Genomic DNA, 15,398 nt, shown 5'->3' on the forward strand with positions numbered 1-15,398 from the left:
CCATGCCGGTACCCATCCTCAAGCAGGAGCACTTCCTGATCGCATCGATACAGGACGAACTCAGCGACGAAGAGCTCATCCTGCTGCGCGACCAGCTGGTCAACAAGGTGCGGCAGTACCGCTCGCGCGCCGTGCTGATCGATGTGACGGTGCTCGACATCATGGATTCGTTCGCCGCACGCACGCTGCGCTCGATCGCGCACATGACCAAGCTGCTCGGGGCCGAGACCGTGGTGGTCGGCATCCAGCCCGACGTCGCGCTGTCGATGGTGCAGCTAGGCTTGACGCTGGAAGGCATCGTGGTAGCCATGGATCTGGAGGACGGACTGTGCCTCCTGCGAAGGCGCGAGGGGCAGAGGCATGCTGCACGCCAGCAATGAAGATACTGTCATGCCGCTGCGCAGCGACGTGGACGTACTGAAGGCGCGCAAGTACGTCAAGGAGCTTGCGTCTTCATTGCATTTCTCCAGCAGCGAACGCACCATCATCGCCACGGCCATCTCCGAGATCGCGCGCAATACCGTGCTCTATGCGAAATCGGGAAGCATGCACCTCAAGCTCATCCGCAACGGGGTCAAGCGGGGCCTGCTGATCGTTGCAAGCGATGAAGGACCGGGAATCCCCGACCTCAAGCTGGCGATGCAGGATGGCTACACGACTTCCCGCGGGCTTGGTATCGGTTTGCCGGGCGCCAAACGCCTGATGGATGAGTTCGACATCGTGTCCGAGGTCGGCAAAGGCACGGTGATCACCATGAAGAAGTGGGAGCGGTGAACCATGACTGCTCCCGGATCCGAGCCGTTGGTGAATTACTGGGTTGCAGAACGGCCGATTCCGGGACAGAACGAGTCCGGCGACCAATATCTGGTGGCCCATTACCCGGGCGGTGTGCTGGTTGCGGTTATCGACGGCCTTGGCCATGGCGAGCAGGCGAGCATTGCGGCAAGGCAGGCTGTTGCCACCCTTGCCGCACAGCCGGACGATCCCGTACAGGTCCTGATGCAACGGTGCCATGATGCGCTGAAGAAAACACGCGGCGCGGTCGTCACCCTGGCTTCCTTCGAGGCAAGCACCAATTCCATGACCTGGCTGGCCGTGGGCAATGTCGAGGCCGTCCTGCGGCGCGAAAGCCATCCCCGCAGCAAACCGGTTGCTATCATGCCGCGCGGCGGGATTGTCGGCGACCGGCTGCCGCCGCTGAATCCCGCGACACTGGCCATTTCACATGGCGATCTCTTGCTGCTTGCCACGGACGGTATTGCCAGCAACTTCATGCGCGAAGTCGACTGCATGGAACAACCGCGGCAACTCATTAATCATATATTTGCGCAGCACGCAAAGAATACTGACGATGCTTTGATACTGGGGGTGCAATGGATAAACGGAAGCAGGGTGTCGAACTTTGGCACTCAATGATTCCGCAAGACCTCTCCGTGCCATCGCCGGAGTTGCGCCCCGTCGAAAATACGGCGTCGCAGGGTTTCCTGTCAGCCTTTCATGACGAGTACGCCACTGCGCTCCTCGACTACCTCCACGGCCGTTCCGACGAGGGTGCATTGCAGCATGCTTACGAGCTGGGACGCAGTGCGGCCACCAGCCGCCTCAGCATTCTTGACCTGCACGGCGCGCACCACGATACCCTTCTTGTGTTTGAGGCAAGCACGCATCCTGTCCCGGGCCACGAAACAGCATTGTTCCTGACGCGGGCCGCCGAGTTTCTCGACCAGGCCATGGCGCCGTTTGAAATGATGCATCGCGGATACGTGGAGTCGGTGGCGCAGCTGCGGGAAATGAACGAGGTTCTCAAGCACCACGCGGATGCGCTGCACCAGAGCGAAGAACGGATGCGGCTTTTCATCAAGCACAATCCGGCGGCGGTGGCCATGCTCGATACGGAAATGCGCTACCTGCTGGTCAGTCCACGATGGCATTCCGACTACCGGCTTGGCGACAAGAACATCATCAGTCTCTCGCACTACGAGGTCTTTCCGGAAACGCCGACGGAATGGCGAACGATCTATGAACGCTGCCTGGCCGGCGCGATCGATAAATGCGACGAGGCCCAGTTCACCCGCGCGGACGGAACGCTGGACTCGGTACGCTGGGAAATCCATCCCTGGTACACGGCACAGGGCGAAATCGGCGGGATCATCATGTTTACGGAGGTGATCACCGAGCGCAAGAACCAGGAAAAAAAGATTGCCCGCCTGAGCCGCATCCAGGGCCTGATGAGCGCGACCAATGCGGCCATCGTGCGCGTCACCGAGCGCAACACCCTGATGCGCGAAGTGTGCAGGATTTCAGTCGAGCAAGGCAATTTCCGCATGGCGTGGGTCGGTTTCGGCAACAGCCGCGGAGTTTCCGTTTCCTGCATGACGCGTTCGGTGGCGCTGACGGAGCACGCCGCCGCAAGCGGGATCACGAACAAGGCGCTGGAGGAGCAGGCGCTTGTCATGCGGGTTCTGCGTTCCGGCAAGTCCATCATCTGCAACGACATCGCGAACGCGCGCCGGCTGCGCTACCGGGAAGAATGCCTGCAACACGGCTTGCGCTCCTTTGCCGTCCTGCCGTTATGCGCGGGCGGAAAGACTGTCGGCGTGCTCTGCCTGTATTCCGCCGAAGTCCGCTTCTTCGACCGCGAGGAAATGAAACTGCTGAACGAGCTCGCGGACGACATTTCCTACGCCCTCAACCACATCGTCAACGAAGAAAAGATCAACTATCTCGCTTATTACAACTCGCTGACGGGCAAGCCCAACCGCGATCTTTTCCATGACCGCCTGCGCCGCCAGGTAGAAATCGCACGGCATGAGGACCAGGTGCTCGCGGTGCTGCTGATCGACATCGTTCGCTTCTCGAACGTCAACGATACCTTCGGCCGCCATGTCGGCGACGCCTTGCTGCAGCAAGTGGCCGAGCGGCTGGACATCAAGATTTCCTCGCACGATACGCTGGCCCATTTCGGCGTCGACGTGTTTGCCATCATGCTCGCCGACATCCGTGGCGCGTCGAACGCCGCGCATGTGCTGGAGCGCTTGCTGGATGGCTGTTTCGGCCCGGCATTCCAGATCGACGGCAACGAACTTTATGTGGCGGTGAAGGCCGGCATCACGCTGTATCCCGGCGACGGCGAGGACGGCGACACACTGGTGAAGAATGCCGAGATCGCCTTGCGCAAGGCGCAGAAATCGGCCGACTCCTATCTGTTCTACCGGCGCGAAATGAATGCCAGCGTCGCCCGGCGCCTCACGCTGGAAAACCGCCTGTACCGCGCGCTGGAGCGCGACGAATTCACGCTGTACTACCAGCCGAAGTTCAACACTGTCAGCGGCGAGGTGGCCGGGCTCGAATCGCTGTTGCGCTGGAACGACCCGGATGCCGGCCTGACGCTGCCATCCTCCTTCATCCCTATCCTGGAGGAGACCGGCATGATCCTGCCGGTCGGCCGCTGGATCATGGAGCGTGCCTTGTCGGACTACCGCGACTGGCAGCGGCAGGGGCTGAAGCCTGTTCCGATCGCGGTCAACCTGTCCGTCGTCCAGTTGCGGCATCGCGACTTCGTTGATGCGCTGACCAGCGTCGGCGCGCAGATCCCGGCCGGCGAGCACGTCCTCGATCTGGAGATTACCGAGAGCATCCTGATGGAAGACCTCGAACAAAACATCGCCAAGCTCCAGGCTGCGCGCGACATGGGCATGAAGGTCGCCATCGACGATTTCGGCACCGGCTATTCATCGCTCAGCTACCTGACGCGCCTGCCGATCGACCTGCTCAAGATCGACCGCTCCTTCGTGGTCGACATGAACCAGAGTCCTTCGGGGCTGGCCATCGTCAGTTCCGTCATCTCGCTCGCCCATTCGCTGCAGCTGGGCGTGATCGCCGAGGGTGTGGACGACGGCGAGCAGGCCAAGCTCCTCAAGCTGCTGCGCTGCGACCAGTTGCAGGGCTTCTACTGCAGCGTGCCATTGCCGAGGGAGGAAGTGGCAAGGCTGCTTTCCTAAAGTTTCCTGAGGGTCTCCGCCGTTGCCGCATCGGCTGGAAAAAAGGTTTCGAGCGCCAGCTCCGACAGCGTCACATCGATGGGTGTGCCGAACACCGTCACGGTGCTGATGAAGGACAGGATGCCGGCGTCGGTGATGAACTGCAGCGGCACCACCACGCCCGCATATTCATTGCCGCCATGGTGCGGCTTGGCGTCGGCCGGCGGCGGGTAGGCGGACAGTTCATTGACCAGTTCCACCAGCACCGGATCGGCAGTGATGCCGATCTGCTGCCGCAGGCGCTCGAACAGATGCGTGCGCCACTCCCAGTAGTTCGCGATGCGTGGCGCGAACCCCTTCGGATGCAGGCTGAGGCGCAGCACGTTCACCGGCGGCGCCAGCAGCGACGGATCGACGCTGGCGAGGAAGAAGGGCACGGACTTGTTGTACGCGACCAGGTTCCAGTAGCGATCGACGGCGAGCGCCGGATACGGCTCATGGCCGGCAAGCACGAGTTCCATCGCGCGACGCGCGGGCTGCAGCAGCGGATCGTCGAGGCTGCGCTCGGGGAACAGCGGCGCGAAGCCGGCGGCAACCAGCAGGGCATTGCGCTCGCGCAGCGGGATGTCGAGCCGTTCCGCGAGGCGCAGCACCATCTCGCGGCTGGGTGCGGCACGGCCGGTTTCCATGAAGCTCAGGTGGCGGGTGGAGATCTCGGCTTCCAGCGCCAGGTCGAGCTGGCTCATGCGGCGGCGCTGGCGCCATTCGCGCAGGAAGTCTCCGACAGGTCGGGTGGCATGCATCATGGAGACGATGATAGCGGAAGCGCGGAAAGCGTTCCCATTACCTCGGACGTAATCGACTTGCTCCCGGTCGTGGACAAAGATGGCTTGCCGGCGTGATGCCGGATCGTCCAACCCACCTTGAGGAGCTTGCCATGCTGAACTTCCAATCCCCCGTTTTCCTGCGCCGTGTATTGCTTGCCGATGCCGTGTCCGGCCTGGCGATGGGACTGATGCTTGTCGCCGCTGCCGGCCTGCTCGGGCCGTTGCTCGGTCTGCCGGAAATATTGTTGCGCGAAGCGGGATTCGCCCTGCTGCCCATTGCTGCCTTCGTGGGGTATGCGGGATTGCGGAAGGAATTGTCGCGCCGGATGGTGTGGGCGGTGATCGCCGTGAATGCGCTGTGGGTGGTGGACAGCTTCGTCCTGCTGTTCTCGGGCTGGGTGGCGCCGACGTTGCTGGGGCAGGTGTTTGTCGCGGGGCAGGCTGTGGTGGTGGCGGTGTTCGCGGAGCTGGAGTTCTTCGGCGTGCGCCGCGTGCGCCTTGCAATGCCCGCCTGATCGTTGCGCCTGCCGGACCGTTTCCGGCAGGCGCAACATGACTTACAGCGCCAGCCGCTTGCGGGCGGCTGCATATTCCGCCTTCAGCTTTTCCATCACTTCCGGCACGGTCAGCACCGCATCCATGAGGCCAACGCCCTGGCCTGCACCCCAGATATCGCGCCATGCCTTCGCCTTGCTGCCGCCGCCGGAGCCGAAGTTCATCTTGGACTTGTCCGCGACCGGCAGGTTGTCCGGATCGAGTCCTGCGGCGACGATCGACTTGCGCAGGTAGTTGCCGTGCACGCCGGTGAACAGGTTGGTGTAGATCACATCGGCCGCGGTCGATTCGACGATCGCCTGGCGGTAGGCTTCATCCACATTCGCTTCCTTCGTCGCCAGCCAGCGCGAGCCGATGTAGGCAAAGTCGGCGCCCATGGCCTGCGCGGCGAGGATGGCGTCGCCGGTGGCGATCGAGCCGGACAGGGCAATCGGACCATTGAAGAACTTGCGCACCTCGCCGACCAGCGCAAAGGGCGACAGCGCGCCGGCATGGCCGCCGGCACCGGCCGCCACCAGGATCAGGCCGTCGACGCCGGCTTCCAGCGCCTTCTCGGCGTGGCGGATCGAAATCACGTCATGCATCACGATGCCGCCATAGCTGTGCACCGCATCCAGCATTTCCTTCGGCGGCGCGCGCAGGCTGGAGATGATGATGGGGATCTGGTGCTTCACGCAGACAGCCACGTCGTGCTCAAGGCGGTCGTTGGACTGGTGCACGATCTGGTTGACCGCGATGGGACCGATCTTGGCGCCCGGATTGGCCTGCTTGTAGGCTTCCAGCTCTTCCTGGATTTCCGTCAGCCAGGTGTCCAGCAGTTCGGCCGGGCGGGCATTCAGGGCGGGGAAGGAGCCGACGATACCCGCCTTGCACTGGGCCGTGACCAGGGCCGGGCCGCTGGCGATGAACATCGGGGAGGCAATGACGGGCAGGCTGAGGTTCTGCAGCACGGGCGGCAAATGCGTGTTGCTCATGAAAACTCCTTTGGTGTTGTCGGAGCCGGCAAGGTCTCCGTTGCAGGTTTTTTAATACGCAATAGCGCCTAGCATTGCGTTTTTCTGAATTCTGTTTATGATGTTATCAGAAAAAACAATGTTTTTGTCAAGCGCATGAAATCCAGAAAATCCACCGCAGAAAAGCCTCCCATCGATTTCCGTCAGGCACAGGAAGACCTGCGCGCCACCCTGCGTCAGGGCATGCTGGATGCCGCGACCCGCCTGCTGACCGAGGAAGGCCCGGCAGCGATGACCGTGCGCCGCGTCGCCGATGCCGTCAATTGTTCCACCACGCTCCTGTACTCCCTCTTCGGCGGCAAGGACGGCCTGGCCAACGAGCTCTACCTCGAAGGTTTTGCACGGCTGAAGGAGGAATTCCGCCTCGCCTCGAAGCAGGCCGTCGCCCGCAACGAAGATATGAACGGCCTCGCGCCGCTGCGCCTGCACGCACGCGTCTATCATCAATATGCACGCCGCAATCCGAGTTACTACATGGTGATGTTCGGCGATGCGATTGCCGGTTTTGTGCCGCCGGTGGAATCGCGCAAGCAGGCCTGGGAATCGCTGGCCGTGCTGATCGATACCTGCGAAGCCTGCATGAAGAACGGCGCGCTGCCGCAATCGAACCCGACCGCCGCCGCGCGCCTGCTCTGGGCCGCCATGCACGGCGCGGTCAGCCTCGAACTGAAAGGCTATTACCTGAAAACAGAACGCGCCGACGAACTGTTCGACGCCGCCGTCAACGCGGTCCTGCTCTCGCTGAAGACGGGACAGAAGGCCATTGAATAACAACGACAAGGAGACACCATGACTTACCAGTGCTTCACCCTAGAGATCGCCGACAAGGTTGCCCACCTGGTGCTGAACCGCCCCGCCGCGCTGAACACCATGCAGCCCGTGATGTGGCGCGAACTGACCGGGATCCTGCAACTGCTGCAGCGTGAGGCGCCCGCGCGCGCGCTGGTGATTTCCTCCACCGGCAAGCATTTCACGGCGGGCATGGCGCTGGATGTGTTCGGCGCCGATGCCGGCATTTCGCTCAACGACGGCAGTGCCGGCGGACGCGCCAACATCGCGCCGCAACTGGCTGATATGCAGCAGGCGTTCAACCTGATCGAGCAGTTGCGCATGCCGGTCATTGCCGCCATCCAGGGCGGCTGCATCGGCGGCGGCGTCGACATGGCCTGCGCCTGCGACATCCGGCTCGCCAGTGCGGACGCATTCTTCTGCATCCAGGAAATCAACATCGGCATGACCGCCGACCTCGGCACGCTGCAGCGCCTGCCCAAGCTGATCCCGGAAGGCGTCGTGCACGAGCTTGCCTATACCGGCCGCCGGCTGCCCGCGCAGCGCGCGCTGGCGCTCGGCCTCGTGAATGAAGTGTTCGACACCCAGGAAGGCATGATCGAAGGCGCATTGGAGATGGCGCGCGAGATCGCGCAGAAACCACCGGTCGCAATCTGGGGGACCAAACAGGCGATCCACTACGCGCGCGACCATTCGACGCATGACGCGTTGCAACAGATGGGCTGGCTGCAGTCGGGAATCTGGCGCACGGGCAATCTTGTTGAAGCCTTCCTCGCCAAGCAACAGGGGCGCGCGCCGGAATTCGATGACTTGCCGCCGCTGAAGTCGTTCTCGGACGGCAAGTACGAGCTGAAGTGACGCTGCTCAAACGTTAAGCAACCCAATTCGCACAAGATCAGAACAACAAGGAGACAGCCATGTTCCAACCCAAACTCATGCAAGGCAAGCGCATCCTCGTCACCGGCGGCGGCACGGGGCTCGGCCGCGCGATGGCGGAGAAATACCTGTCGCTGGGCGCCGATATCTACATCTGCGGACGCCGCAAGCAGGTCTGCGATGAAACCGCGAAAGAACTGATGGCCGCGCACGGCGGCAGCGTGAAGACCTTCGGCATCGACATCCGCGATGCCGCCGCGGTCGATGACATGATCGAACAGATCTTTGCCGAAGGCCCGCTGACCGGCCTCGTCAACAATGCCGCCGGCAACTTCATCTCGCCGACCTCGGCGCTGTCATCGCGCGGCTTCGATGCCGTCGCCAACATCGTCATGCACGGCACCTTCTACGTCACGCACTCGGTCGGCAAGCGCTGGGTGGAGATGGCGGCCAAGGGCCAGTGGAAACCGGAGGACGGCTACCGCAGCATCATCTCCATCATCGTCACCTGGGTGCTGAACGGCGGTCCCTTCGTCGTACCGTCGGCGATGAGCAAATCGGCGATCCACGCGATGACGATGTCGCTCGCCACGGAATGGGCGCAGTACGGCATCCGGCTCAACGCGATCGGCCCGGGCGAAATCCCGACCGAAGGCATGAGCAAGCGCCTCAATCCGGGCGAGGAACCGGGCGCGCGCTCGGCGAAAACCAATCCGATGGGCCGCGCCGGGAAGATGGAGGAATTGCAGAACCTCGCGACCTTCCTGATGGCCGACGGCTGCGACTGGCTGACCGGCCAGGCGATCATGATGGACGGCGGCCATCACCTCGCCACCGGCGGCAACTTCTATGAACTGCGCTCGTGGACGCCCGACCAGTGGAAGGACGCCCGCGACCGCATCGAGGCGCAGAACAAGAAGGACCGGGATCAGCGGACAGCTTAGCCTGTCACTTTCCGCAGCAGCGCACGTCCGGCAAAACGGACCCGCTGCGACAGCGGAAAGCGCTTGAAGGTCGATTTCGCAGTGCCGCTCGTGAAAGCGGTGCGCTTCGAATAATCGATGGCGACGTCGACGATAACCGGCCGCCCCTGCTGCGCCAGCCGCCGTGCTTCCGTGATCGCACCGCCAATTGCATCGCCATCCGCCATGTGGACGTAAGCTGCGCCGACACCCATGGCGATGCCTTCGATATTCGGACCGGCCAGCACCGTGCAGGGTTTGCGGTTGTACGGAATCTGCTGCGCCTGCGAAATCTGCGACAGCTCGCCGTCGTGGAACACGAAGTAGATCACGCCAAGTCCTCGCATGGCGGCAGTGACGATCTCCATGCAGGTCATCATGAAGCAGCCGTCGCCGACAATGGCAAACACTTCCTTGTCCGGCTGCGCCAGTTTTGCGCCGATCGCGGCCGGCACCGCATAGCCCATCGCATTGAAATCGGTCGGCGTCAGCAGCCGCCCGCCGCGCCGGATCGTGAACAGCTCGGCGGCAAGGAAGGTATGGTTACCGTCGTCCAGCACAGTAACCGCGTCGTCCGGCATGTGCTGCCGCAGCGCGTCGAAGAAGCGCGCCGGATTGACGCGTCCCTTGCTGTCATGCGCATGCCATTCCTCGCGGTAAGCCTTCTTGTCATGCGCGATCTGCGCCGCCAGGCCGGTATCGGCTGCGGATTTTCCGCGGCTGCGCAGCTCGGCCAGCAAAGCGGCGAGTACAACCTTCGCATCGCCGGCGATGCCCACCTGCGCCGGGTAATTGGCATTGAACACCTTCGGATTGATGTCGACGTGGATCAGCGCCGGCGGCACAGGCGCGTTGAAGCTGCCGGTCGGGATCTCGCCGAAACGCGCCCCTGCCGCGAGCAGCGCGTCGCAATCGCGGAATGCGTTTCGTGCCGCCGGCACTGCCGAAGGGCTGAAACCGAATCCCGCATGCAGGGGATGATCTCCCGGAAAACTCGCCAGCCCCTGCAGCGTGGTGCTGACCGGTGCCTGCAGCCACTCAGCAATGGCGGCGATTTCCTCGGTCGCCCTGCGCGCGCCCCAGCCGACGAAGAGGCCGGGCTTCTTCGAGGCGAGCAGCGTGTCGGCGGCGCGGCGGATGAGCGCCGGATCGGGTGCGGCCGGCGCGCCCGAAGGCGTCCAGCGCGGCAGCGAAGTGACCTCGCCGGGGAAGAGTTGCAGGTTGACCGGCAGTTCGATCAGCACCGGGCCGGGCTCGCCGCTGGTGGCGATGCGGTAGGCCTCAAAGATGGTCGGCACCACGTCTTCATGGCGCGTGATGCGAAAGGCCGCCTTGGTCAACGGTTTGGCCAGCGCAAGCTGGTCGATATCGTGCAACTGATACCGGTTGCCGGTATCGGTGCGGATGCCGCCGGAAAACACCAGCATCGGAATGCCGTCGAGGAATGCCTCTCCGATACCGCTGGCCGCATGCGTAAAACCGGCCGCCGGCACGATGGCCAGCGCGCCGACGGTGTCGTCCGATGCGCGGCTCACGCCGTCGGCCATGAAGGCGCCGCCGCCCTCGTGCGTCACCAGGATCGGCGTCACCGCCTCGGCGTTGTTGAGCTCGTCGTACAGCTCCGTATTGTGGACACCCGGGATGCCGAAGGTGAACTTGATGCCGAGCTGTTCCATTGCATATACGGCCAGCCAGGCGGCGGTTTTTTTCATGCTTGTCTCCTGTAATGATTGTTTCATTCCGCGATGGCTTTCGCCGCGCGCCGCGCGCTGTAGATGGCGCCGCCGAGAAAGGTGCCCTCCAGTCCGCGCAGGCCGTTCATCCCGCCGCCGCCGAAACCTGCCGCCTCGCCGGCCGCGAACAGTCCCGGCATCGGCGCACCCGCCTTGTCCAGCACACGGCTGCCGAGGTCGGTCTGGATGCCGCCGAGGCTCTTGCGGCTGATGATGAATTCGCGGATGGCGATCAGCGGCATCGCGCCGGGGTCGAGGATCTTCTGGAATTTGCAGGTGCGGATGCGGTCGCCGCGCCAGCGCCGGAGGTGGGCGATGCGCCGCAGCTGTTCGTCGTTGTGCAGCGCCGGTCCGCGATCGATCTCGGCGTCATAGCGCTCGGCCACGGCGCGCACGGTGGCGAGGTCCACGCTGTCGTCGCCCTGCAGCGCATTCATTTTTTCCACGAGTTCCGGCAGCGAACCGGCCACCACGAAATCGGTACAGTTCTCGGTCATCTGCTTCAGCAGCCAACGGTTGCCGAAGAGGGTGTCGCGCAGGAATCCGGCGACGCTCTTGTCGCGGATCGAGGGATTGAATTCGGCGCCCGACACGGCGAGTTCCTTTAGCGCGATCTTGTGGTTGAGCAGCTGCCAGGAATACTGCCGCTCCTGCCCGCAGATCTGCGTGACCAGTTCGCGCGTGTCGAAGCCGCTGACCAGCGGTTGCGGGCCGATGCGTTCACCCCGCCAGTTCAGCCACAACGCAGAGCGCGGCGGCACGAGCGACAGGCCGTGCCCCGGCTTGCGCGGCTTCCAGTGATGCACGCCCGCCGCGTAGTTCCACATGCGGTCGAGATGGGTGACATTTCCGCCGGCGGAGCGCACCGCGTCGTGCAGCATGCCATCGGCGAATTTGTGCGAACCGTTCAGGATGACGGGTGGCGACCGGTGCCATTCAGCGTGCCAGTGTTCCCGCACGCGGTCGATGCAGCCGTTGATACCGCCGCTGGCGACAAGCACCGCATCCGATGTGGCGGAAAACGGTTCACCAGTGCCTTCGGTGACGCCATGGCAGCCGCTGATCCGTCCGGCATCGACAGTTAACGCTTCCACACGATGGCCGAACTTGATCGTCAACGCCGCCCGGCGAGGATGCGCCTGCAAGGCGCGGATGAGTTGCGTGGCCAGGCCGTGGCCTGTCCCCCAGGTGACGTGCCAGCGCGGCACCGAGTTGCCGCCGCAGAACTGGCCGCGCTCCACCCACAGCGGCAAGGGAAGGAAACGGATGCCGCGCGACCTGAGCCATTGATAGATCTCGTCATGGCTGTCGTTGACATAGGCTTCTGCCCAGCGGCGCGGCCAGTTTTCGGCTGCCGGCTCCTTGCCGAAGCCGCCGAACGCCAGCCAGTCCTGCAGGGCCAGCGCGGGGTTATCCCGGATGCCGGACCGGCGCTGCTCCGGCGTGCCGACCATCAGGATGCCGCCGAAGCTTTCTTTCGCCAGCCCGCCGAAATTCCCTTCCGCATCGCGTTCGAACAGGATCACGCGCTTGCCTGCCGAAAGCAGCTCCTGCGCGGCGACAATGCCCGCAAGGCCGCCACCGACCACGATGACATCGCTTCGATACTCGTGCATTGTCCCCCTCCAGTCGTCCGCCCCGGCATACGCCGAACCGGCTATGGAATCTTGTATGTTGTTGCCGTAGTATCTGGTGGCGCCGAAACACTGTCTAATGAGATTTTTTCCCTCGACCGATATCCCGGAGTTATCAGATGAACCTGAAACAGCTGCAGCACTTCGTGGCGCTGGCGGAATCCGGCAATGTCCATAGGGGAAGCGTGAGGCTGAATATCTCGCAGCCCGCGCTGTCGAAGAGCATCCGCACGCTGGAAGACGACCTGGGCGTCATCCTGTTCGACCGGCTCTCGCGCGGGATGCAGCTGACACCGGCCGGGCAGTGGCTGCTGTCGCGTTCGTCCTCGCTATTGAGCGACTTCCAGCAACTGCGCACCGAGATCGACCTGATCAGGCGGCAGGAAGCCTGCCTGGTCCGCATCGGCGCCGGCACGGTACTGTGCTCGTCGCTGATCCCGCTGTGCCTCGCGCGCCTGCACGAAGTCGCGGCGCATGTGCAGGTGGTCGTGGAGTCCGGTTACTGGGATGACCAGAAACACATGCTGCTGGATGGCGAGGTCGATTTCTTTGTCGCCGATTCGCGCGAGCTGGAAGACATCATGGCATTCGATGTCGTGCACCTGCCGGCGGAGCCGATCTGTATTTATGTGCGCGCGGGACACCCGCTGGCGAAGAAGAGGAAACCGGCGCTTGCCGACCTGCAGGAATATGCGTTCCTCGGACTGACCCGGATTCCGAAGGAGCTGGAGCGCATGCTGAAGATGCATCCGGAACTGCCGCCGAGCAAGCTCTCGAACAGCGCGCTAGCCAGCAACGACTTCGGCCTGCTGAGGGCCAGCGCGGTCCTGACCGACGTGCTGTTCTTTTCCCCACCCAGCGCCGTCATCGAACAGGTCGCCCGCAAGGAACTGGTGCGGCTGAACCTGCCGCTGCCGGCACAGCTGCAAACCCATTTCGCGATCGTATGGCAAAAGGGCCGCAAGTTGTCGGCGTCGGCGGAACTGATGAAGCGTACGGTGATCGAGTGCGCGTCGATGCGCTTTCGCGCCGACACTAATCCTTGTTGAAGAGGCGGCCTTCGCGCATTTCGGCGGCGCCGGCGCGCACCAGCTGCGCGGCTGCCCAGTGTGCGAGCTCGGACTCATCCTTCTTCAGGTAGCGCCGGTTCGATTCCCGGAACAGATACATGCCGCCCATCAGCGGCTCCAGTTCCGCGAGCGGAATCGACTGCTTCTCCAGCAGCAGGAACTTCAGCAGCACCTTGACCGCATTCTGCGCATTGCGCGCCGGGTCGGCCATGAAATAGTCGACGCGGGAGAACGCCGTCTCCAGCGCCTTGCCGACCTCGGTGAAGGGCGCGCCATGTCCGGGGATGACCAGCTTCACGTCGAGCGAGGCGATCAGTTCCAGCGTCGCGCGCACCTCGCCGAATCCCGGCTCGCCTTCCAGCTCCGGGAACACCACGCCGAAGCCGTTCTGCCACAGCGCGTCGGCGGAAATCAGGATGCGCTCATCCGCGCAATAGAAAATCAGCGAATGCGGATCATGGCCCGGCGCACCCAAAGCCTGCCACGTCATGTCGCCGAGCGTGAGCGTGTCGCCGGGCGCGACCGTGTCGTCAAACGTGAAGCGCGGACACTGCTGGCCGGTCGCCTTGTAGGTCAGTGCGTCCTCGTTCCAGGCATGCACCTTGTCCGCCTCGGAGGCAGGAATCGATGTCCTGCATGCATAGGCGTTCTGCAATGCGGCATTGCCTCCGCAATGATCGGAATGCAGGTGGGTGTTCACCAGCCGGTCCAATGTGCGGCCTTGCAGCGCATGGGCAACGAGCGCAAGGGTCTGGTCGGCATGGGTCGCATATCCACTGTCGACCAGCGCCGTCTCGCGGGAGCCAATGAAGAGGATGCTGTTCGACGACAACCAGCCGCGCTCGAACACGCGCATCGTTTCGTGAAGTGTCATTTTTTCATCTGGTACGCGAGGGAAATCTTCGCAAATTCAACCAGCACGTCCTTCGATCCTCCGTTGAAGGTCGCATAGGCGGTGCCGGTACGGACGATGAGGCGCGGCGGGAAGATCCAGCTCATATAGGGGATGCCGATCATCTTCGCGCTGCGGATGTCCGGCCATTCGACCTTGCGGTTGTACATCCATGTCTGCGTGATGCCTTTGTCATCGATGGTGATGGTAGAACGCAAGAACCAGTAATAGCTGACAGCCAGCATCAGTGCAGCGCACAACAGAAGCGCCTTCACGCCGAAGCCGTACTGCATCAGGGGAAAGCGCAGCGCGATATGTGTGCCATAGCCGGCAAGTACAATGGTCACTACCGTCGCCAAAACTTTGAACATGCCACTGTACGCCGGTCCGGTCACCGGCTTCTCCGGTTTGTAAAACGCGAATTTCATTACGTGTTTCTTCTCTGTATGCCTTGCGGCAGGGTTTGTGCTTGCCTGAGCAGATCGGAGCTGAAGAAGGGGTCCTCACGCAAGTAGGCAACCAGCATGTCGGTAGAATCCAGGCCCCAGAAACTGCGATTATCCACGACTGCCGTCGGCACGCCAAATACATTGGCGGCGATTGCCATTTCGCCATTGGTGCGGAGCTGCTGTTTGACTTCGGGTGCATCCAGCATGCCCTGGGTCGCTCCCAGCTCCTGCATCAATGCCTGCCAGGGCCGTTCGTCCGAGGGCAGATGTCCCTCGCGCCAGACATAGCGGAACAGGCGGTGCACCACTTCCACCTTATTGCCGAACGCGATGCACAAGCGCAGCAGCGGCAGGGGATTGAAGGGATGATGGCTAGGCATCGCCATCGGAATGCCGTTCTTGTACGCGAGCCAGGCACAGTGCTCGAAAGTCCAGGTGCGCTTCGGCACAATCTCGGCCGGCCCCTTGTTGTCCCAGTGGGCAAGCAGGCCGGCGAACAGCACGGGGCGGAAGGTGACCGCGACGTTGCCGGGTAGCGTGTGCAGCAGTTCGCTCTGCAGATAGGAGAATGGGGATATGAAATCGAAGTACCAGTCAATCTGCTTCACGTTGCTCCCT

Annotated in this window: 16 protein-coding genes; 9 read left to right on the plus strand and 7 right to left on the minus strand. The window is 63.0% G+C overall.

From position 1 onward, the window contains the following. Positions 1–2: 2 nt before the first annotated feature. From AC3WOY_RS11765 to AC3WOY_RS11780, 4 genes are read left to right on the plus strand one after another with little or no spacing between them, the layout of a single operon-like run. Positions 3–380, plus strand: a complete 378-nt coding sequence (locus AC3WOY_RS11765) for an STAS domain-containing protein (RefSeq protein WP_492423913.1) — start codon at positions 3–5, stop codon at positions 378–380. Beyond that, complete coding sequence (locus AC3WOY_RS11770) at positions 361–774, plus strand: anti-sigma regulatory factor (protein ID WP_492423915.1); 414 nt, start codon at positions 361–363, stop codon at positions 772–774. Before AC3WOY_RS11765 ends, AC3WOY_RS11770 begins: the two co-directional genes overlap by 20 nt. Positions 775–777: 3 nt before the next feature. Then, positions 778–1,416, plus strand: a complete 639-nt coding sequence (locus AC3WOY_RS11775; protein ID WP_492423917.1) for a SpoIIE family protein phosphatase — start codon at positions 778–780, stop codon at positions 1,414–1,416. Further along, positions 1,413–4,001, plus strand: a complete 2,589-nt coding sequence (locus AC3WOY_RS11780) for an EAL domain-containing protein (protein WP_492423919.1) — start codon at positions 1,413–1,415, stop codon at positions 3,999–4,001. The genes AC3WOY_RS11775 and AC3WOY_RS11780 overlap by 4 nt, the downstream gene beginning before the upstream one ends. On the opposite strand, the gene AC3WOY_RS11785 is transcribed toward AC3WOY_RS11780, so the two are convergent. Continuing rightward, positions 3,998–4,786, minus strand: coding sequence for a helix-turn-helix domain-containing protein (locus tag AC3WOY_RS11785; protein ID WP_492423921.1), 789 nt, complete (start codon positions 4,784–4,786; stop codon positions 3,998–4,000). The genes AC3WOY_RS11780 and AC3WOY_RS11785 overlap by 4 nt on opposite strands. Before the next feature lie 131 nt (positions 4,787–4,917). Here AC3WOY_RS11785 and AC3WOY_RS11790 point away from each other — a divergent pair, with 131 nt between their 5' ends. Further along, a complete protein-coding gene (locus AC3WOY_RS11790; RefSeq protein WP_492423923.1) occupies positions 4,918–5,322 on the plus strand; it encodes a hypothetical protein in 405 nt (134 codons plus the stop codon). Positions 5,323–5,364: 42 nt separating this feature from the next. Here the strand turns inward: AC3WOY_RS11790 and AC3WOY_RS11795 are convergent, their stop codons facing one another. Next, on the minus strand, positions 5,365–6,336 hold the full coding sequence (locus tag AC3WOY_RS11795; RefSeq protein ID WP_492423925.1) for an NAD(P)H-dependent flavin oxidoreductase: 972 nt from the start codon (positions 6,334–6,336) through the stop codon (positions 5,365–5,367). Positions 6,337–6,471: 135 nt separating this feature from the next. Between AC3WOY_RS11795 and AC3WOY_RS11800 the strand changes: the two genes are divergently transcribed. From AC3WOY_RS11800 to AC3WOY_RS11810, 3 genes are read left to right on the plus strand one after another with little or no spacing between them, the layout of a single operon-like run. Further along, positions 6,472–7,146 (plus strand): TetR/AcrR family transcriptional regulator, encoded by a 675-nt coding sequence (locus tag AC3WOY_RS11800; RefSeq protein ID WP_492423927.1) that lies wholly within the window; start codon positions 6,472–6,474, stop codon positions 7,144–7,146. Between the two features lie 18 nt (positions 7,147–7,164). Next, complete coding sequence (locus AC3WOY_RS11805; protein WP_492423929.1) at positions 7,165–8,022, plus strand: enoyl-CoA hydratase-related protein; 858 nt, start codon at positions 7,165–7,167, stop codon at positions 8,020–8,022. A gap of 59 nt (positions 8,023–8,081) precedes the next feature. Then, positions 8,082–8,984: an SDR family oxidoreductase gene (locus tag AC3WOY_RS11810; RefSeq protein WP_492423931.1), complete on the plus strand. Its 903-nt coding sequence runs from the start codon at positions 8,082–8,084 to the stop codon at positions 8,982–8,984. On the opposite strand, the gene AC3WOY_RS11815 is transcribed toward AC3WOY_RS11810, so the two are convergent. Continuing rightward, positions 8,981–10,714, minus strand: coding sequence for a thiamine pyrophosphate-binding protein (locus AC3WOY_RS11815; protein WP_492423933.1), 1,734 nt, complete (start codon positions 10,712–10,714; stop codon positions 8,981–8,983). The genes AC3WOY_RS11810 and AC3WOY_RS11815 overlap by 4 nt on opposite strands. 23 nt (positions 10,715–10,737) lie before the next feature. Beyond that, a complete protein-coding gene (locus AC3WOY_RS11820) occupies positions 10,738–12,351 on the minus strand; it encodes an FAD-binding dehydrogenase (protein WP_492423935.1) in 1,614 nt (537 codons plus the stop codon). A gap of 137 nt (positions 12,352–12,488) precedes the next feature. Between AC3WOY_RS11820 and AC3WOY_RS11825 the strand changes: the two genes are divergently transcribed. Continuing rightward, on the plus strand, positions 12,489–13,418 hold the full coding sequence (locus tag AC3WOY_RS11825) for a LysR family transcriptional regulator (RefSeq protein WP_492423937.1): 930 nt from the start codon (positions 12,489–12,491) through the stop codon (positions 13,416–13,418). Here the strand turns inward: AC3WOY_RS11825 and AC3WOY_RS11830 are convergent. From AC3WOY_RS11830 to AC3WOY_RS11840, 3 genes are read right to left on the minus strand one after another with little or no spacing between them, the layout of a single operon-like run. Continuing rightward, the gene (locus AC3WOY_RS11830; RefSeq protein WP_492423939.1) at positions 13,405–14,313 is read right to left on the minus strand and encodes an MBL fold metallo-hydrolase; all 909 of its coding nucleotides are present in this window, start codon (positions 14,311–14,313) and stop codon (positions 13,405–13,407) included. The two genes, AC3WOY_RS11825 and AC3WOY_RS11830, sit on opposite strands and share 14 nt — an antisense overlap. Beyond that, the gene (locus AC3WOY_RS11835) at positions 14,310–14,759 is read right to left on the minus strand and encodes a hypothetical protein (protein WP_492423941.1); all 450 of its coding nucleotides are present in this window, start codon (positions 14,757–14,759) and stop codon (positions 14,310–14,312) included. Before AC3WOY_RS11835 ends, AC3WOY_RS11830 begins: the two co-directional genes overlap by 4 nt. Continuing rightward, positions 14,759–15,388: a 2-hydroxychromene-2-carboxylate isomerase gene (locus AC3WOY_RS11840; RefSeq protein WP_492423943.1), complete on the minus strand. Its 630-nt coding sequence runs from the start codon at positions 15,386–15,388 to the stop codon at positions 14,759–14,761. The genes AC3WOY_RS11835 and AC3WOY_RS11840 overlap by 1 nt, the downstream gene beginning before the upstream one ends. Positions 15,389–15,398 lie beyond the last annotated feature (10 nt).

The sequence above is a fragment of the Noviherbaspirillum sp. FW303-A3 genome (assembly GCF_058788695.1).